This window comes from Sorangium sp. So ce836, assembly GCF_028553905.1.
Classification (GTDB): domain Bacteria; phylum Myxococcota_A; class Polyangia; order Polyangiales; family Polyangiaceae; genus Sorangium; species Sorangium cellulosum_D.
Window position 1 is genome coordinate 10854162 of the sequence record NZ_CP102233.1, and the last position, 18554, is coordinate 10872715.

The following is an 18554-nucleotide window of genomic DNA, read 5'->3' on the forward strand; positions in this document are numbered from 1 at the left end:
GGTTTGGGCTCAGAACGGCTTGATGAGGCCGATCGGATTGGCCTCGGGATCCTTGATCATCGCGAACTGGTAGCCGTCGATCGACGTCGGCGGCATCAGCTTCGTGCCGCCCGCCTCCACCGCGCGCGCGATGGTGCCGTCGAGGTCGTCGACCAGCAGATAGAAGTTGTGGCCTGGCTCGAAGCCCGGCGTGCCCGGATCGGCCTGCCCGATCCCGCCGAGCGCCTCGCGCCGCTCCACCGGGAACTTCACATAGGCGAACCCGCCGGTGCCGATCGTATAATTCCAGCCGAAGACGTTCTGATAGAACGCCTTCAGCTTCGCCTGATCGCGCCCGATGATCTCGAACATCACCGACGGGTGCTGGTTGTCCGGCTCGTTCACGGCCGCGGGCGCGAACGCCTCCGGCCGGATGAAGCCGGCCCGCCGCGCGAGGAACTCCACGAAGGTGAACGGCTTGCCGTTCGCGGCGACGAAGAGATCGCCGTGCCGCTCGAGGAAGCGCGTGAACGCCGGCCCCTCCACGTGGCGCAGGAAGGCGTCGGCGCTGCGATAGATCCCGAACAACACCACGCGATCCGGCGCGCCCGGCGGGAGCGCCTGGAATCGGTCATCGCCGCGAAACGGCGCGTGCACGAGGTAGGCGAGCGTGTCTGGCTCGCTCTCCCGCACCTCCGCCGCGAGCGCCACGAGCGCCGGCACCGCGGCCGACTCGTGGCCCGGCCGGATGAACCACGTCGACGTGAGGCTCAGGATCTCCGGTTCCCCATGCATTCGCGCCGCACCCCCTCCCGGCAGGAACGTCCAAGCAGAGCGCCCCTCCGATCGGTAGAGCAGCGTACTCAAGCGGATCCTCGATGGAAGAAAAATCGGACATCGAGAAGATCGATGTAGTGGCAAAACCTCTCACATCTCACGCGTTCGACGCCGGCGCTGCCGCGGCGAATCGGCCTCACGCCGCGCGGATATCGCTCTGGAACGGGGAGAGGTTCTCCGGGAACAGGAGCCACGCGAAGAGGCAGCGCACCTCGAAGGTCTCGTCGGCCGCGATGGCCGCGAGCGTGGGGTCGAGATCGTCGATCGCGTGGCCTTCCCAGACGAAGCCCGGCACGCCGCGCGCCCGGCTCACGAGCCCGCCGGTCTGCCACTGGTCGCGCGCGCGGAAGCAGCGGGAGAGCGACATGTTGACCGCCGCGGTGAAGTCGGGCCGGTGCGCGATGCGCTCCGGCAACGCGACGCGGTCGAGGCCGGCCGACCAGCAAAGCCAGCAGAGGGCGGCCCACTCGGCTCGGACCCTGCGCATCAGGAGAGAGACCGGCAGGGCTCCTGGGTCGAGCGTCTCGTCCACGGTGAGCTCGACGGTCTCCACACCGTCCTCGGTCTCCTCGGTCAAGGTCGCCGCGGTCCGCGCGAGCTCCACCGGCCCATCCGGCACGAGGTGCGACAGGTCGGGCGGGAGCCACGGACACGGCTCCGTGCCCGGCAGGCCGCGCTGCACGGCCTCGCGCAGGCGCAGCAAGCGGGTGGCGTAGACCTGGATCTTCTGCCGGACCTGCTCGATCGGCTGGCCGACCTCGACCGCGACCGACGCGTCGCCCGGCAGCGGATCGATGGCCTGGCGCGCCGGCCAGAAATCGAGCTCCGCGAACAGCACCCGCACCACCGTCCTGAGGTGCTCGGCCACGGCGGCGGCCTCGGGCTCGATGCGGTCGGCGTCCTCGAGCACGCCGCGCGTGTCGCCGAGATCGAGCCGCAGGAGCGCGCGCGTGATGCAGGTCGAGCGGCGCTCGGGCTCGAGCAGCAGCGCCGCCTCGACGAGCGAGAGCGCGACGCGGCGCGAGCCCGGAAAGGCGGCGGCGAGCCTGCGGTAGGCTGCGCTCGGCTCGGCGCCGAGCAAGAGCTCGTCCAGGGCGGCGAGCGCGGCCGCGTCGGTCGTCTCGAGCAGCGCTCGCCCCCGTCGCTCCGCGACCTCGGGCCTCGGCTGCAGCGTCGCGGCGCGCAGGAGCTCGGCGAGCCTCTCGCGCTCGCCGCCGCGCACCGCCGCGCGGGCTGCGGCGCAGCAGGCCTCGCGCGCGCGGCCGCCCTGCAAGAGCTCTCGCGCGAGGCCCCAGACGCGCTCGGCGTCCCACGCCGCGAGGTCTTCGGCGAGCGCGGGCGACGCGACGAGGCTCTCCTCGTCGAGGGCAGCGCCGAGCTCGCGTCGAACGACCGGCGCCCCGTCCGCGTCGAGCATCGTGAACGCTCCGACGGGGTGACCGTGCGCGTATCGACCGCGCTCCTCGCGCACGCGCGGATCGAGGTAAGGGCTCGCGTCCGGCTCGGGGAACCAGCGGGTGGACGGGCCGTGGAGGCGCCCCTGGGGATCGAGGTGCCGCTCCTCGGAGGGGCGGCCCAGCGCGTCGTACTGGAGCTCGCGAACACGCGCTCCAGCGCGAACTTCGATCTCCTGAGCGGGCGTGCCCTCGCGCGTGAAGTAACGGTGGAGGGTCGCGGCCGAGGCTTCGTCCTCCTCGATGAGGATCCAGCGTTGCGAGCCCTGGTCGTAGTCCGCCTCTTCGGCGACGCCGGCGGGTCTCTCGGGCCAGCGGGCGCCGTCCGCGGAGATCGGGTATCCGGCGCGGTCGTGAAAGACTTCGCGCAGGATCTGCCCCTGCCGAACCAGCGTTCGCAGCTCCCAGGCGCCGGGCGGCACACAGCACCGTCGCAGCCTGAGCTCGGTCGGGGCGTCGCTGCCGTACGCCACCACCTCGCCGTCGAGCTGGCCGTCGCGGTAGCGCCCGCGCTGCGCGGGCTGACCGTTCGGGTGGAACACGGTGAACGGCCCGTCCTTCACCCCGTCCGCGTAGCAGCAGCGCGAGAGCAGCGAGCCGTCGCTCGCGCGGTACACCAGGCGCTCGCCGGAAGGGCGGCCGTCGGCGTCGGTCTCCCCGAGCTCGAAGGTCCCGTCCGCGGGGTTGTACCTGGCCGAGGACGGAATCGACGGAGGCCGCTCCGCGCCGTGGTGAGTCGTGGCGTCCACGCATCGCAGTCTATCGGGTTTCGCGCCGAGCATGCGTCCGTTCATGCCCGGCGCAAAGATCCACGAAGCCGAGCGCCATCACGTAAGGCGAGACCGACATAGGTCAGTCATGAGTCATGATGAGCCATGATGCGCCAGCCAGAGAGAGCAGGATGCGCGTTGGCGTGGTCGTGCCCTGTGTCCCGGCGCTGAACGCAGCGCGGGAAAGGGCTGGATCCAGTGAGCGCGACACGCTGTCACGCGCGAAGACAGCCTGGTACATGTCTTGCAATAGCCACACACGGACACGGCTTCCACAGGCCTCCTGAAAGGACGAGATCATGAGAGCACATCACATCATCTGGCGCGCGCTCCTGCTGGCAGCGGCGCAGGTTCCGTTTACCGTCGCCTGCTCGAGCGTCACCGACGGCTCGGATGCGGCCGAGACCGAGACGGGTACAGGGGAGGACGCCGGCACGGAATCGACGTCGTCGAGCTCCCCATCCGGCGACGACACGGGCGCGACCGACCCGGCGGTAGACCTGTTCGCGTGCGGCCTCGAGCCCAGCTGCGAGCGAGTCGTTATGCACGCCTCCCCGACCCCGACGGAGGCGCTCACCTGCGCGGCCAAGCTCGTGGTCGGGGGCGGCACGGGCGTCCTCGGCGCGCTGCTCACCCCTGGACCGTACATCGACGAGACAGAATCGCTGCTCGTCGTGCTGGGCGACGGCACCGCGCTGGTGCAGACCCGCGAGAGGCACTGCGGGCGCGAGGGGATGGAGTGCGGGCCCACGCTGGGGTGGGAGGCGCCGTCGCAGCACCGGATCTGCGATCTCGTCATCTCTCCGGAGCTCGAGGAAGCGTGCACGGACGACGCCGAGGGGTGTTCCTTTTGGCCGTGGCGCGACCTCAGCAATTGCCGGGCCGCCGAGGAGCACACCTGCGAGGACATCGCGGCTCTGCTCACCTCGCAGTAAGCGCGGCGAACCCATCACCGCGAGTGGCCAAGCTCGCCTGTGAGAACGGCCAGATCCCTCTGCTCCAGCTCGGAGAGCGATGCGGCCTGGGAGTCCCAGCCGTCGATCCCGAGCTGGAGCCTGGCCGCTCAGGGGCAGATGGGGGCGCCCGATTGGACGAACACCCTGCCCTGCTGGGGCGGGATCACGCAGTCGTTCAGCGCTGGGTCCGGGTTGCTGCAGTCGACAGGGGCGTCGTAATGCCCCGTGCTGCTGTTCCACTTGAAGAACGTACCGGCCGGGAGGGACACCGTGATATTGCCGCCGAGCAGGGGCGAGATCGCGGCCGTGGGCGCGCCGAAGTTCACGGCGACGAAGCCGTGCCGGTACGTCCGCGTGAACCCCTTGCGCGCGCCGACCGCCTCCACGACGGGCGCCGCCGCACCGCAGGCGGAGTCGAGCGCGACGCCGAGCTGGGCGTGATCCCAGTAACCCCTGGCGTCGGAGTAGGGCGTCACGTAGAGGCTCGCCAGCCCTGCCTCCGACACGAGGTAGCTCGCGAGCGCCCACTCGATCTGCGCAGGTGTCGGCGGGGTGTTGTGGTCGGCGGTGGGGAAGGCCGTCTTCAGGTAGAACGGCTTCGAGCGGCTCTGCACGCCGAGCATGTAGCCGTGCATGTTGCTCCAGAAATGGACGTCCTTGCCGTCATAAGGGTTGTCGGGGCAGTCCGGGGACTGGTCGTAGGAATAGGCGCCGCACTTTGCGTAGTTGAACCCCTCCTCGGTCAGGACGCCGTCGACCGTGTCGAAGATGCCGCCGGGACCGGCGAGCGCCGCGTCGCTCGACGAGATCGAGTAAGCAGGATGCTTCCCCCCGGTGCTCGTCAGGTTGATGTGGAGGCGCTTGCCGTCCTTGTGCATCTCGTCGCGCAGCCGCTTCAGCCACTTGGCCACCGCGCGCGTGTACTGCCAGTCGCAGTACCCGTCCCTGGCGGCGCAGCTCGGGTCTTCCGGGTCGCACGTCCCGCTGCACGCCGGATCGTAGCGCTGGTCGCCCTTGAACAGGGGGGTCCAGTCCGTCCCGTTCTCGTAGACGCCGCACGCGCCGATGTAGTTGGCGGGCATCACGACGTCGAGCGACAGCGCGTCGAACTTCAGCCCCCGCGCCCACTGAGCGCGGATCCGCGACAGCATCTCTTCAACGACCTCCTCGTTGGTGAAGTCGAGCGCCGGGTTCTCGACCCCCCAGTGCGCCGCGTTCTTCCTGTCCCTGACCACCGACGGGGCCGCGTCGAGCTTTCCGCCGCTGCTCGTGCACCTGCGGAGGATCCACTCGGGATGGAGCGCGTCCCAGTAGTTGTAGTTGATCGCGCCCTTGAGCGCCGCGCTCTGGAAGCACTTGAGCTGCGTCCCGCCCGGGGCCTGCGCGCAGACGCCGGCGATGTCGCTGTCCGGCGTCGGCTTGCAGTCTGCGTCCTGGCTGGGCCCCCCGAAGTCCTCCGTGCCCGAGTCCTTCTGGCAACTGCGCATCTCGCTCGACGTGTACCAGCACACCTTCTCGCCATGGAAGTAGTAGGTCGCCGGGTTGGACGCGGCGTTCCAGGTGATGCAGTGATACCCTTCCAGGAGGCAATCGGAGTCTGTCTGGCAGCGCGCGAGGACGCCGTCGTCGACCCCGGAGACGGGCATGTAATGGCCGACGATGATGTCGGGGTTCGCGGTCGCGGCGGTCCAGTCGTTCGTATAACGATCGCCGTGCCAGACGAAGGTGCTCTCCTGCGCGAGGGCCGAGACGGTGACGGGCGGCTTGATGGGGCTGTCGGCGAGGATGAACCCAGGGACGCTGGTGGTGAAATCCTCGGTGCGGATCGGCTCCTTCAGGTGGAAGAGCGTGACGAGCTCCGCTGCCTCGGCGTTCTCGTCGGCGTCGACCCAGCCGGAGCTGTCGGCGCCGGTGAAGTGCTGGGAGGGGCAGTCGTACGTCGCGCAGGACGCCCGCGAGAGGAGGCCGCCCCGGTTGGGGTCGCCAGGCGGCAGGTCGCGGTAGAAGCTCTCGACGGCGCCGTCCCAAGAGGTGCCGGTGGTCCCGCGCGGCACCGTGGCGAGGTCCAGCGTGCCCGTCCCGTGGAGGCAGAGCTCGTTCGCGTTCGGATCGTTGGCGGGTCCGTCGCTGAGGACCAGGGTCGGCGCGCCGCAGCCGCCCACGGCGAGCTCGTCATCGCCGAGGTCGACGGCCGGGAGCGCGGCGCCCATCTCACCCGCCTCGTCGCCGCAGTCCGGCGTGGCGCCGGTGCAGCCGGGGTGGCCCAGCGTGCCGTGCGCGGCGTCACCCCAGCACTTGACCTTGTCCGTGTCGAGGAGCGCGCATGTGAAGAAGGCGCCGGCGGCGATCGCCTTGGCCGTGCGGCCTGGGCCGAGGTCGACGGCCGGGAGCGCCGCCATCTCGCCCGCAGCGTCGCCCTGGTTCTGGTTGTGCCCGAGGCCGAGCTGGCCGTGGCCGTTGAGCCCCCAGCACTTGACCGTGCCGTTGCCGAGCAGGGCGCAGGTGTGCGCCCAGCCAGCGGAGATCGCCGAGACGGGGCCCCCCAGGCCGATGGCGCCGAAGTCCTCCGGCTCGGTCGCGGTGCTGTCGCCGAGGCTGTTCGTGTTGCCCTGACCGAGCTGACCGTAGTCGTTGGCCCCCCAGCACTTGACCGTGTCGTCGGGGACGATGGCGCAGGTGTGTTCGCCACCGGCGGCGATCGCCTTGGCCTCGTCGTTGACGCCGCCGAGCTGGACCACGGGGAGGCTCGCCGGCTTCGTCGCGGTGGTGAGGCCGCGCGGGTTCAGGTCGCCGAGGCCGAGCGAGCCTCCCGCGTTCAAGCCCCAGCACTTGACCTGGTTGTTGTCGAGGAGCACGCACGTATGGCTCTCGCCGGCCGCGACGGCCTTCGCGGTGCGGCCCGTCCCGAGCGGGATCGTGGGGACGGAGTTCATCTCGAGCGCCGAGTCGCCGCGGTTCAGCGAGTCGCCGAGGCCGAGCTGACCATACATGTTGTAGCCCCAGCACTTGAGCTCGTCGTCATCGAGCACCGCGCAGGTGTGGTACGCGCCGGAATCCGCGGACTTGACGCTGCGGCCGGCGCCAAGGACCGTGAAGTCCATCTGGAACATCTCGCGCGGATCGTCGCCGCGGTCGCCGACCTGGGGTTGGCCGAGCTGACCGCTGACGTTGAGCCCCCAGCACTTCAGACCCGGCTGCGTTGCCGAATGGGGTTGGTACAGCGCACACGTGTGCAGGTACCCGGCCGAGACGGCAGAGATGCCCTGACCGAAGCTCGCCGGGAGGGCGTCTCCCATCTCGCCAGCGCTGTCGCCGCGGCTCGCGGTGTCGCCGAGGCCGAGCTGACCGTGGTGGTTGGCTCCCCAGCACTTGAGCGCGCCGGTCTCCAGGACCGCGCACGCGTGGTTCGACCCCGCGCTGAGCGCTCGCGCCTTGTGGTCGACGGCGAGGGCGCTCTGCTGCGAGCCGGTCTCCTCGGGCTCGGCGGCGCCGGGCGCCGGGGCGACCTCGCCGGCGGCGCAGGCCGAGAGGAGGGCCGCGGCGAGCGCGGGAGATGCGCGGAAGCGGCGCGCGTCAGCCATGACACATCACCTCGCCGCCGCTCGGGCGCTCGGCGCGCGAGGCGTCGGCCGGCGGCGCTGGCGCCGGGCCGCTGTCGTGCGCGACGCTCGGACGCATGAAGAGAGTTCGCATCGAAGAGTCCTTTCCTGGGATAGGTCGCGGTGGACCGCAGTCGGCAGGGAGGTGCGACACAGAGGCGCAGAGGACACAGATAAGAGAGCCCCAGGGACGCCGTGCCTCAATGGCCCGCCTCTTGTCACAACAGGATCAGAGACGAGCTGGGTGCCGACCTACTCGCCGGGAGGCGTGGCCAGCATGCCATCGGACGGCAGCGATTCATTGCAATGGTAGTGCCAACGCTCCGCTCGCACAGCGCCCAGCGAGATGCGCCCAATACCGCGCCGAGGGGCCGCGGGGTGACCGATTTCGCGAGGAGACGTCACGGTGCGGCGTCTCGATGTCACGTGACATGTCACGTGACATCGAGACGCTCGCCCGGACGAAGCGCAGCATCACGATGGGCGCCACGAGCGACACGAGATCTGGATTCATCGTGAGGATATCGCACGGTGATACGCATCGATGCAGCCTGCGCAGCGCTCCGACATGCGCGCGTCGCCGTGCGCGGCGATTCCAACGCTCGCTGCTGCTCGCCGCGCTTCCTCGATCGAGCCACGCCGCGTTTCATGCCGCGACCGACGTCAGCTCCGCTCCGGAGAGCTCGGCGCTGGGGAGCTTCGCGCCGGCGAGGTCCGCGCCGGGGGCCACGCTCGCCGCATGCCGGGCCCGCTGTCCACCCGACCCTGAAAGCGCAGGCCGCGCAGTGAGGACGACGCGCGCCGGTGCGCTCTGCATCGCCCTTCCGGGAACGAAGCCGGGCCGTTTCGGACGAGCCCCCGCGGGCCGCCGCGTGATCGCGGCCCCTCGATGCGCGGCTAAGTTATTGATCTACCGTCGCTTTTCCCGGAGGGCCGGATAGCATGGAAGAACGTCCTGTCAACCACGGACAGGCCCCGCAGTTGGGGCTTGACGTTCCGAGACGTTTGGATTTCCTTCTCGCTCCGACGTGGCGACGATGGCGGCGACCTATCAACGCCTGTACGAAGACGAGGACGAGGCCCCGCTCGCCCGGGGCGCCGGGCGCCGCCGCGGCGCGAGCCATGCTGGCCATGTTGGCCATGTTGGCCATGTTGGCCATGTTGGCCATGTTGGCCATGTTGGATCGATGGCCTGACCGGCCCGCGCGAGAGCCGTCGAGAACTCCATGAACGCCATTCACCTGTACAACGTCGCGCACTGGTGCCACGCCAAGCAAATCCCCGTGGTCCCCAAGCTGCTCTACTGGACGACCTTCCTCGTCTACAATAGCTCGATCCCGCCCAGCGCCGAGATCGGCGCCGGCTCCCGGTTCGGGTACGGCGGGATGGGGGTGGTGATCCACGCGCAGGCGCGGATCGGCAGGAACGTGGTCATCGCCCAGCAGGTGACCATCGGCGGGCGCCAGGGCCACACCGGGGTGCCGGTGATCGAGGACGACGTCTACCTGGGCGCCGGCGCGAAGATCCTCGGCCCGATCCGCGTCGGGCGCGGCGCGGTGGTGGGCGCGAACGCGGTGGTGGTCAAGGACGTCCCGGCGGGCGCGACGGTGGGCGGCGTCCCCGCCCGGATCCTGAAGCAGCCGAGCGAGGGCGCCGATGTCTGAGCGCGCGGGCGTGCTGGTGATCGGCCCGCGGGCGCCGGCGGTGGGGGGGATCGCGACCTACGTGGAGACCATGCTGGAGCGGATCCCCACGCGTCATTGCGACACCGCCCCCGCGCCCGCGCTGCGGGGCAAGCTGACGCGCTTCGCCCGCGGGTGCGCCGCGATCGTCGCCAGCCGCCCCGAGTGCCGCGTCCTGCACATCCACTCGTCGTACGGGTGGTCCTTCTACGAGAAGGCGGTCTTCTCGCAGCTCGGCCAGTGGCTCGGCTACCGGACGATCCTGCACATCCACGGCAGCAAGTTCGAGGACTTCGTCGCCCGGAGCCGGTGGAAGGGGTGGATCGCCCGGAGCCTGCGCGACGCGGACGCGGTGATCGCGCTGAGCGCGTACTGGGCCGATTACCTCGGCCGCATCGCGCCCGGCGCCCGCATCGTCACCCTGGAGAACGCGGTCTCCGTGCCGGCCGCGCCGCTCCCGCTCCCCGCCGCCCCGAGCGTGCTGCTCCTCGGCTCCATCGACGACCGCAAGGGCGTCCCGGAGGCGATCCGGGCGTTCGCGCAGGTGGTGCGGCAGCACCCCGCCGCGGTGCTCAACCTCGCCGGGCCGGCGGAGCCCGACGCCCTCGCCGGCTACAAGCGCCTGGTCGCGGAGCTCGGCCTGCGCGACAGCGTGCGGTTTTTGGGCAGCGTGCGCGGCGAGGCGAAGTCCCGGGTGCTCGAGGAGAGCAGCGTGTTCATCCTCCCGTCCCACGCGGAGGGGCTGCCGATCGCGCTCCTGGAGGCGATGGCGGCGGCCCGGCCGGTGGTGGCGACCCGGGTCGGGGCGATCCCCGAGGTGATCGCCGACGGCGAGAGCGGGTTCCTGATCGCGGCGGGCGACGCGGACGCGCTCGCCGAGCGGATCAACCGGCTGCTCGGCTCGGGCGAGCTCCGCGAGCGGATGGGCCGCGGCGCCTGGGAGCGGGCGCGGTCGCGGTACGACATCTCGGCCGTCGTCGAGCGGCTCACCGGCCTCTACGGGGAGCTGGGCGGCCGGCCCGCGCCGGCGTCCGGCCCGCGGTGAGGGTGCTCTAGATCTCCCGCTCGAGCGCGCGCACGATGAGCGGCGCCACCGAATGCAGGGCGCCGGGCGTGTCGGCGAGCTGCTGGCTGCCAGGGTGCGAGTCGGTGCCGAGCAGCGTCGTGAACACGCCCGTCTTCCGGATCTTCTCGAGCGAGTCGCCCGGCAGGACCAGGTGGCTCGCGACGGCGTGGACCTTCGAGGCCCCGGCGGCGAGGTAGGCGCGCCCCGCCTGGACGAGCGACGATCCGGTGCGGACCATGTCGTCGTAGATGACGACCTCGCGGCCCGAGACATCGGCGTTGACGCCGGTCACGCCGACCCCGTCGCCCCGCCGCTCCTTGTAGACGAACGCCGGCTCGACGCCGAGGCCGCGGGCGAGGCTCTGCACCCACTTGGCCCGTCCGGCGTCCGTCGCCGCGAGCACGTACGGGCGATCGCCCATCAGCTCGCGGACCGCCTGCGTGATGAGCGGGGCGCCGTAGAGGTGGCGCGTCACGTGCGAGTCGCTGAAGTAGAACTCGATGCCGTCGGTGTGCAGATCGAAGAGGAAGATGCGCGTGCCCGCGTCGCACGACGGGATCGCCGAGATGAGCCGCGCCCGCGTCTTCGCGGTCACCACCTCGCCCGGCTTCACGGCCCGCTCCATGGTCGCGTAGCCGAAATACGGCATCACGATGGAGAGCGACCGGGCGCCGGCGCGCGAGGTGGCGCAGCCGAGGTCGTAGATCTCGAGCCAGTCGAGGTCCTGCGGCGCGCCGCCGAGCAGGACCACGTCGCGCCCCCAGCAGTCGACCGCGACCCGCAGGTAGCGCTCGCCGTCCGGGAAGCTCTTGCGCTCGACCATGCCGCGCTCGAAGTCGCCCGCGGCGAGGAAGGCGGGCTCCAGGTAGGCGTACGAGCGGATCGTGATGAGGAGACGGCGCTGGCTCATCGCGCCCCCCGGCGAGGCGCCCGGGCAGGCGCGGCGGTCCCTCGGCGAGCGCCGCGCGCCGGCGCGCCCTTCGCGGCCGGCGCGCCCTTCGCGGCCGGCGCGCCCTTCGGGGATGCGCCGGCCTTGGCCGCCGGCGCCCCCACCGTGGCGAGGACGCTCTTCAGGTGGGGCTCCATGCTCAGCTCGCTCGGAAAATCGACCGGATCGGGGAGATCTTTCATCTGCACGATGTCGCATCCTGCTTCACGCGCGGCCTCGTGCAAATGGCGCCGGAACTTGGCGCGCGCGATGCCTCGATGGTTGGTGCAGGCGAGCAGCCGGCCGCCCGGGGCGAGCAGGCGGAAGGCGAGCGCGGCGAGCGCCCCGAAATCGCTCGCCGCGCTGAAGCGGCTCTTCTTCGTGGTCGCGAAGCTCGGCGGGTCGAGCACGATGAGGTCGAAGCGCTGGCCGGCCTGAGCGGCGGCCTTCAGCCACGGGAACACGTCGGCCTCGACCACGACGTGCGCCGCCGCGTCCGCGCCGATCGCGTCGAGGTTCTCGCGCGCCCAGGCGACCGCGCCCCGGGACACGTCGACGGTGACGCTCTCGCGCGCGCCGCCCGCCACGGCCGCGACGGTGAACGCGCCCGTGTAGGCGAACAGGTTCAGCACCCGGGCGCCCCGGGCGAGCTCGCGCACGCGCCGCCGGTTCTCGCGCTGGTCGAGGAAGATGCCGGTCGAGAGCCCGTCGCCGAGCCGCACCTTGTACGGCAGGCCGTGCTCGAAGATCGTGAGCTCCTCGGGGGCGCTCTCCCCCCGGACGGCGTGCCGCGGCGCGAACTCCTCGCGCCGCGCGTCGACGATCACGCTCGCGTGCTTCGGGCGCACCTTGAGGTAGACGCCCCTCGCCCCGAGCCGGTGGGCCGCGTCGAGCACGACGTCGCGCGGCGGCGCGCCCGGCTCGCCCTCGCCCGTGCCGAACAGCGCCACGACGAGGTGCTCGCCGTAGAGGTCGACCGAGATGGAGGGGAGCCCGTCGCCCACGCCGTGGACGAGCCGGAACGCCGTGGTGTCGCCGGCGCGCGCGACGGCGTAGCGCCGCTCGGCGGCCTCGCGCATGGCGCGCTCGACGGCCGCGACGCCCCCCGCGTACGGGTCCGCCGGCGCGTCCGCGAGCCACGCCTCGAACGCCGCCGGCAGCTGCGACTGGAAGGTCGCGGCCGCGCCGGTGGCCGGGTGATCGAGGCGGAGCTCGGCGGCGTGCAGGAGCAGGCGCGGGGCGTCGGCGCCGCCGTAGAGCGGATCGCCGGCGATGGGCAGGCCGATCGCGGCGAGCTGCACCCGGAGCTGGTGGGTGCGGCCGGTCTCGGGCCGGAGCTCGAGGAGGGCGCGGTCGCCGCGGCGCTCGAGGAGCCGGTAGCGGGTGATCGCCAGCGCGCCGCCGGCGGCTCGCTCCGGGCCGCCCGCGCCCCGGTCCTCCCGCCTCGCACCGCGGTCTCCTCGCCGCGCGCCCCGATCCTCCCGCCTCGCGGCCCGATCCTCTCGCCTCGCGCCCCGATCCTCTCGCCCCGCGCCCCGATCCTCTCGCCCCGCGCCCCGATCCTCTCGCCCCGCGCCGACCTCGGCGATCGCGCGCATCGCGCCGCCCGGCGCCGGGACGAGGCGGTGCCGCAGCGTGCCGCGCGGCGCGCGATCGCCGAAGCCGGACACGGCGGCGACGTACGTCTTTTGCACGGTGCGCCCCTCGAACTGCCGCGCGACGGCGGCGTTCGCCTCGCGCCGCCGAGTGAACAGCAGGACCCCCGAGGTGTCGCGATCGAGCCGCTGGTGGATCCCGAGGTACGCCTCCGCGTCGCCCCGGCCGCGGAGGAAGGCGCGGAGGCGCGTCACCACGTCGTCGATCCGGTCCGCCTCCGGCGCGTGCGTCGACAGGCCAGCCGGCTTGTCGACCACGATGAGATCCGCGTCCTCGGCGAGGATCCACTCCGGATGGAAGTCGGGAAACAGCTCCAGCAGCGAGAGGCGCGGAATCATCAATTCTGCTTGACGTCGGTGCCGGGCGGCGGGGTGAACTGGAACTCCGCGGGATCGATCGACGCGGGCTGCAACGCGCTCTCGAAGTCGAACCGGTTGCGGTTGCCCTGCGCGTCGACGATGAGGACGCGGCGCACGACGCCCGGGTCCTTCTTCGCGAGGAGCGCGCTGTCGATATAGAACATCACGAGCTCGTAGTGGGGAGTCGGCGCCCGCGGCTTGCCGACGAGCACGGGGCCGCCCTGGAAGCTCGCCTTCTCGTTGAAGGTGAACGTGAACGACGGGCGGAGCCCGTGGCCCATCAGGAACGAGAGCGCGCCCGGATACTCCGAGTTCTTCACCGGCGTGACGAACATCTGCCGGTCCTCGGCGACGTAGACCTTGAGCGACACGCCGTCGGAGACGATGCGGTTCCGGCTCGGCGGATCGTAGCGAAACGAGATCCTGTCCGGCTTCTGGACCGACAGCGCGCCGCTCTGCTTCTTGACGGCGCCGGAGATCTTCTGGGTGTGCTCCTGCTTGAAGCGGGCGACATAGGTCTTCTTGCCGACGAAGATCGCGTCGACCTCCGCCGCCACGGCGTCCGCGGACCCGGCCTCGGGCGGGGCGAGCGGCGGCGCCTCCGCGACCGGCGGGGACCCGCCCGTCGCCGCCGGCGCCTCGGCGCGCCCGCCGCCCGCGTCGCGCGCCGCCCCGCCGCCCGCCGCTCCGCCGCCCGCCGCTCCGCCGCCCGCGTCGCGCGCCGCCGCCGCGCCGCCCGCGTCGCCCGCGTCGACAGACGGCTTGCGGCCCGCGTCCTCCGCCGGCGCGCCCGCATCGGCCGGCGCCGCCGCGTCGGCCGCGGCCGCGGGAGCGTCGGCGGGCGCCGCGGGGGCGCTCGCCGGCGGCGCGGCGGCAGGGGGCGGCGGGTCCGGCGGCGCGGCGGCGGAGGGCGCGGCGTCGGGCGCCGCGCCGACCGGAGCGGACGGCGCGTCGCAGGCCGCCGCGGCCAGGGCGGCGGGCAGGGCGAGGGCGGCGAGGCGGAGGCGGATCATCGAAGAGCTCGCTTTCAGGGGCGTGTGCGTCGCGTGTTCTAGGACAGGTAGGGCCGAGGTGGTAGCGCCGACGACGCAGCGGCCCGCGGGCCGCCGCGCTGCATCCACGATCTCGCGTCGTCGCCGCGGCGCGCCGGGCCGCCGCCGCTCGAAAAAAAAGCAGCGCCCAGGGCGAAGCGCGGCGGCCCGACGGCGAAACCCCGAGGGAAATCACGATGGAAGCGACGACGGGAGCGACGACGGAAGCGAGACGCGCTGGTCGACGGGCTCGCCACGAGCATCCCGGGCGAGACCATGTCTTGACCCCTATTTCCACGTAGCCCAAACTCTCGGGCCGCATGCGCGTGGGCACTCCCTCCCTGATCGATGCGTCGTCGCTCATCCTGATCCTGGACGTCTCGCGCAAGCTCGCGGCGCCGTGCGATCTCACCGAGCTGCTCGAGCTCATCATCAAGACGGGGCGGGAGGTGATAGGCGCCGACCGCGGGAGCGTCTTCCTCTACGACGCGGAGGCCAAAGAGCTTTACTCGCGTGTCGCCACGGGCGAGACGCAAATCCGCGTCAGCATCGACAAGGGCATCGCCGGCGAGTGCGCGCGCAAGCGCCAGACCATCGTCGTCGACGATTGTTATACCGACCCGCGGTTCAATCCGGAGATCGACCGCCGGACGGGATATCACACGAAATCCCTCATCACGGTGCCGCTCATCGGGCTCGACGACAAGCTCGTCGGCGTGCTGCAGATGCTGAATTCGGCGGTGGGCCACTTCGGCCCGGACGAGCGCGACGTCGCGGAGCTGCTCGCGGCGCAGGCGGCCGTCGCCGTGCAGCGCACGCTCCTGCTCGAGGAGCGGATGATCAAGATCAAGCTCGAGCACGACCTCACCATCGCGCGCGACATCCAGCAGAACATCCTGCTGCGCCGGCTCCCGCGCTGCCCTGGATACTCGCTGTCGGCGTTCAGCAAGCCGGCGGACGACACCGGCGGCGACATCTACGACGTCATCCGGCTCGACGAGCGCGCGGACATGTCGCCGCTCCTCCTCCTGCTCGCGGACGCGGCCGGCCACGGCATCGGCCCCGCGCTCAGCGTGACGCAGTTCCGCGCGATGCTGCGCATCGGCCTGCGCCTCTCGGCCGACATGGACGCGCTCATGCACCACATCAACCAGCAGCTCATCGAGGATCTGCCGAACGACCGCTTCATCACCGCGTTCCTCGGGATCCTCGACCCGGTCACGCACCAGCTCCGCTACCACGCGGCCGGGCAGGGCCCGCTCCTGCATTACCGGGCGGCCGAGGGTCAGGTCGTCTGGCGCGATCCCACGACGGTCCCCCTCGGCATGTTCAAGGATCTCGACCTCCCCCCGACGCCCCCCCTCGTGATGGCGCCGGGCGATCTCCTGATCCTGCTCACCGACGGTTTTTACGAGTACCAGGACGCCGCCGGACAGGTGTTCGGCAAGGAGCGCGTCGGCGATCTCATCCACCGCCTGAACGCGCGTCCCACCTCGGACATCCTCGGCGCCCTCCTCGCCGAGGTGCGCCGCTTCGCCGGCTCCGCGAAGCAGATCGACGACCTCACCGCCCTCGTCGTCAAGCGCGACGCCTAGAGCGGGGCCCACCCGCTGCGGATCCGGGCCCATCTCGACGTTTTCGGTGCTCGGCGTGCTGGAGCACGCCTGCGCGCCGAAAACGCCGATCTGGGCCCGGCTCCTGTGCGGGTGAGCCCCGCTCTGCTCGGTGAGGGCCGCTCCCCTGCTTCCCCTCCCCGCGTCCTTGCGCTAGCTAGGCCCGCGATGAGCGCCGTCGTTGCCGCCCCTCCGCCCGCCGCCCCCACCCCTTTCCCCGGCGACCCGCCGGTCGACCTCGCCCTCGCGCAGGCGCACAAGCTCTCGGCCAGCGAGTGGGAGCGCGCCCGCGAGCGCCTCGGGCGGCAGCCGACGTTCACCGAGCTCGGCGTCCTCAGCGTCATGTGGAGCGAGCACTGCTCGTACAAGAGCTCGCGCGTGCACCTCTCCCGCCTCCCCACCGCCGGCCCCCGCGTCATCCAGGGCCCCGGCGAGAACGCCGGCGTCGTCGACATCGGCGACGGCTTCGCGGCCGTCTTCAAGATGGAGTCGCACAACCACCCGTCGTACATCGAGCCCTACCAGGGCGCCGCCACCGGCGTCGGCGGCATCCTCCGCGACGTCTTCACGATGGGCGCGCGCCCCGTCGCCAACCTCGACTCGCTCCGCTTCGGCCGGCCCGACCACCCGCGCACCCCGCAGCTGCTCCGCGGCGTCGTCGCGGGCGTCGGCGGCTACGGCAACTGCATCGGCGTCCCCACCGTCGGCGGCGAGCTCTTCTTCGACCGCGCCTACGACGGCAACATCCTCGTCAACGCCTTCACCTGCGGCGTCGTCCGCACCGACCGCATCTTCTACGGCCGCGCGAGCGGCATCGGCAACAACGTGCTCTACGTCGGCGCCAAGACCGGGCGCGACGGCATCCACGGCGCCACCATGGCCTCGGACGAGTTCTCCGAGGGCGGCCCGAGCCAGCGGCCCACGGTCCAGGTCGGCGACCCCTTCATGGAGAAGCTCCTGCTCGAGGCGTGCCTCGAGATCTTCGCGGAGGACCTGCTCGTCGGCGTCCAGGACATGGGCGCCGCGGGGCTCACCTCGTCGTCGGTCGAGATGGCGGGCCGGAGCGGCAGCGGCCTCGATCTCGACCTCGACCTGGTCCCGCGGCGCGCCGCCCGGCTCACCCCGTACGAGATGCTCCTCAGCGAGTCGCAGGAGCGCATGCTCCTCGTCGCGAAGCCCGGGTGCGAGGCGCGCGTCATCGAGATCTGCACGAAATGGGAGCTCGACGCGGCGATCATCGGCAAGGTCACCGACACGGGCCGCTGGATCGTGCGCGCCACGCCCGGCTACGACCCGCTCGGCGGCGCGGCCGCCAGCACCCCGCGCAATCCGGTCGTCGTCTGCGACCTCCCGGTCGATTTCCTGACCGACGCGGCGCCGAAGTACGACCGCCCCCAGCGCGACGACGCCACGCTGCCGGCGCGCCGGGCCTTCGACCCGCGCACCCTCCCCGCCCCGACCTCGTGGTCCGAGCTCTTCCTCGCGATGGCGGGCTCGCCGAACCTCGGCTCCCGCGCGTGGGTGTGGCGGCAGTACGACCAGATCGTGCGGGGCGGCACCGAGGTCCGGGCCGGCAGCGACGCCGCGGTGGTGCGCGTCCCCTGCGAGAAGGACGGGAAGCGGTTCGAGAAGCTCCTCGCGTTCTCGAGCGACTGCAACGGGCGGCTCTGCGAGCTCGACCCGTTCCAGGGCGCGGCGATGGCCGTGGCCGAGGCGTGCCGCAACGTGGTGTGCGCGGGCGCGGAGCCGATCGGCCTGACCGACTGCCTCAACTTCGGCAACCCGGAGCGGCCGGAGATCATGCGGCAGTTCGCGCTCGCGATCGACGGCATGGCGGCGGCGTGCCGCGCGCTCTCGGTGCCGGTCGTGAGCGGCAACGTGTCGCTCTACAACGAGACCGACGGCCGCGCGATCCTGCCCACCCCGACGGTCGCGGTGGTGGGGCTCGTGGCGGACCCGGGCGACGTGCTGCGGGCGTCGTTCCCGGCCGCCGGCCTCGCGGTGCTCCTGCTCGGCGACCCGCGCGGCGGCCCGCTCGGCGGCTCGGAGTACCTCGCGCGCCACACCGGCGAGGTGAAGGGGCCGAGCCCCGCCATCGATCTCGATCGCGAGGCGCGGCTCCAGGGGCTCTGCCTCGCCCTCGCGCGCTCGCGGCCGCGGCTGCTCCAGAGCGCGCACGACGTCTCCGACGGCGGGCTCGCGATCGCGCTCGGCGAGTGCTGCGCCGCCGCCGACGACCCGGCGGCGATGGTGGGCGCCCGCGTGCGGCTGCCGGAGGGCGAGGCGCGCGAGGAGCTCGCCGAGGCGCTGTTCGGCGAGGCGCCGAGCCGCGTCGTCGTCAGCGTCCGGCCCGAGGACGCCGCCGAGGTCGCCCGCAGGGCCAGGGAGGCCGGCGTGCCCTGCACCGAGCTCGGCACCACCGGCGGGGATCGGCTCACGATCGCGTCGGGCGGCGGCGCGGTGATCGACGTCGAGCTCAGCGCGCTGCGCGACGCGCGCGACCGGTGCCTCGAGCCGATCGTCGGGAGCTAGCGACGAGGCCTATCGGGGGCTGCCCCTGCGGTGTTCGGGGTGGTTCCCCACGCGCTGCGTGCAACGTCCAACTTGCGTCTCACGGCTGGACA

11 protein-coding genes are annotated in these 18554 nt (G+C 72.1%); 5 read left to right on the forward strand and 6 right to left on the reverse strand.

Annotation, left to right across the window (positions count from 1 at the left end; translation table 11 throughout):
- Nucleotides 1–9: 9 nt before the first annotated feature.
- On the reverse strand, nt 10–774 hold the full coding sequence (locus NQZ70_RS39520) for a VOC family protein (protein ID WP_129578841.1): 765 nt from the start codon (nt 772–774) through the stop codon (nt 10–12).
- A gap of 178 nt (nt 775–952) precedes the next feature.
- The gene (locus NQZ70_RS39525) at nt 953–3019 is read right to left on the reverse strand and encodes a hypothetical protein (protein WP_129578842.1); all 2067 of its coding nucleotides are present in this window, start codon (nt 3017–3019) and stop codon (nt 953–955) included.
- Between the two features lie 320 nt (nt 3020–3339).
- Between NQZ70_RS39525 and NQZ70_RS39530 the strand changes: the two genes are divergently transcribed.
- Nucleotides 3340–3975: a hypothetical protein gene (locus tag NQZ70_RS39530; RefSeq protein WP_129578843.1), complete on the forward strand. Its 636-nt coding sequence runs from the start codon at nt 3340–3342 to the stop codon at nt 3973–3975.
- A 128-nt stretch (nt 3976–4103) separates the two neighbouring features.
- Here the strand turns inward: NQZ70_RS39530 and NQZ70_RS39535 are convergent, their stop codons facing one another.
- The gene (locus tag NQZ70_RS39535; RefSeq protein ID WP_129578844.1) at nt 4104–7577 is read right to left on the reverse strand and encodes an RCC1 domain-containing protein; all 3474 of its coding nucleotides are present in this window, start codon (nt 7575–7577) and stop codon (nt 4104–4106) included.
- Nucleotides 7578–8821: 1244 nt separating this feature from the next.
- On the opposite strand from NQZ70_RS39535, the gene NQZ70_RS39540 reads away from it, so the two are divergent.
- Together NQZ70_RS39540 and NQZ70_RS39545 are read left to right on the forward strand one after the other, a co-directional pair.
- Complete coding sequence (locus NQZ70_RS39540; RefSeq protein ID WP_129578845.1) at nt 8822–9259, forward strand: serine O-acetyltransferase; 438 nt, start codon at nt 8822–8824, stop codon at nt 9257–9259.
- Nucleotides 9252–10322: a glycosyltransferase family 4 protein gene (locus NQZ70_RS39545; protein WP_129578846.1), complete on the forward strand. Its 1071-nt coding sequence runs from the start codon at nt 9252–9254 to the stop codon at nt 10320–10322. The genes NQZ70_RS39540 and NQZ70_RS39545 overlap by 8 nt, the downstream gene beginning before the upstream one ends.
- Before the next feature lie 7 nt (nt 10323–10329).
- On the opposite strand, the gene prs is transcribed toward NQZ70_RS39545, so the two are convergent.
- The 3 genes from prs to NQZ70_RS39560 are packed head-to-tail and all read right to left on the reverse strand — an operon-like array spanning nt 10330 to nt 14299.
- A complete protein-coding gene (gene prs / locus NQZ70_RS39550) occupies nt 10330–11253 on the reverse strand; it encodes a ribose-phosphate diphosphokinase (protein WP_129578847.1) in 924 nt (307 codons plus the stop codon).
- Entirely contained in the window at nt 11250–13265 is a 2016-nt protein-coding gene (locus NQZ70_RS39555) for a class I SAM-dependent methyltransferase (RefSeq protein ID WP_129578848.1), read from the reverse strand. Before NQZ70_RS39555 ends, prs begins: the two co-directional genes overlap by 4 nt.
- On the reverse strand, nt 13265–14299 hold the full coding sequence (locus NQZ70_RS39560; RefSeq protein ID WP_129578849.1) for an outer membrane lipoprotein carrier protein LolA: 1035 nt from the start codon (nt 14297–14299) through the stop codon (nt 13265–13267). The genes NQZ70_RS39555 and NQZ70_RS39560 overlap by 1 nt, the downstream gene beginning before the upstream one ends.
- A gap of 338 nt (nt 14300–14637) precedes the next feature.
- Between NQZ70_RS39560 and NQZ70_RS39565 the strand changes: the two genes are divergently transcribed.
- Together NQZ70_RS39565 and purL are read left to right on the forward strand one after the other, a co-directional pair.
- Nucleotides 14638–15912, forward strand: a complete 1275-nt coding sequence (locus NQZ70_RS39565) for a SpoIIE family protein phosphatase (protein WP_129578850.1) — start codon at nt 14638–14640, stop codon at nt 15910–15912.
- Between the two features lie 186 nt (nt 15913–16098).
- On the forward strand, nt 16099–18462 hold the full coding sequence (purL, locus tag NQZ70_RS39570) for a phosphoribosylformylglycinamidine synthase subunit PurL (protein ID WP_129578851.1): 2364 nt from the start codon (nt 16099–16101) through the stop codon (nt 18460–18462).
- The last annotated feature ends 92 nt before the right edge of the window (nt 18463–18554 follow it).